Origin of the sequence: Anaerotignum faecicola (assembly GCA_024460105.1) — a bacterium.
In the GTDB taxonomy this organism is placed as follows: domain Bacteria; phylum Bacillota; class Clostridia; order Lachnospirales; family Anaerotignaceae; genus JANFXS01.
The window spans coordinates 1-467 of the sequence record JANFXS010000236.1; the positions used below are offsets into that span (position 1 = coordinate 1).

Annotated in this window: 1 protein-coding gene; it reads right to left on the minus strand. The window is 54.0% G+C overall.

What is annotated here, in order from left to right; all coding sequences use genetic code 11:
• On the minus strand, window positions 1-467 hold a 467-nt coding region (locus NE664_13715; GenBank protein MCQ4727690.1), incomplete at both ends, for a recombinase family protein.

Consider the following 467-nt stretch of genomic DNA (forward strand, 5'->3'; position numbering starts at 1 on the left):
TGTAAGGGAGCGTTCCATTGCTTCCCGCTGTTCCCGCTGCTCGGCTTCACAGGTATTGGTCAGGCGGTCAGCAACCGCTTCCCCGTCCATCAGGGCAGCTCTGGCACATTCCCGGATTTTCCGCAGCACATGGCTGTAAAGGGTGTCATAGTCAATCCGGTGCTGGGTGCAGTGGTTCTTTCCAAAGGCATTGTAGGTCTTGCAGGAGTAAATCCGCTGGGGATGTTTTGCGTTTGTGTAGCGTATCGTCAGCGACTTCCCACACTCGCCGCATTTTATCAGTCCGGCAAACAGGCTGATTTCATTGGTCTGCCCCGGACGCTGGCGGGATTTCAGCTTGTTCTGCACAATATCAAAGCTCATGCGGTCAATCAGCGGTTCGTGCTGTCCCTCAACCACAACCCAGTCCTCCGGTTTCTTTTCCCCAATCGTGCCGATTTTGAAGCGGTAGTCTTTTTTCTGGGAAG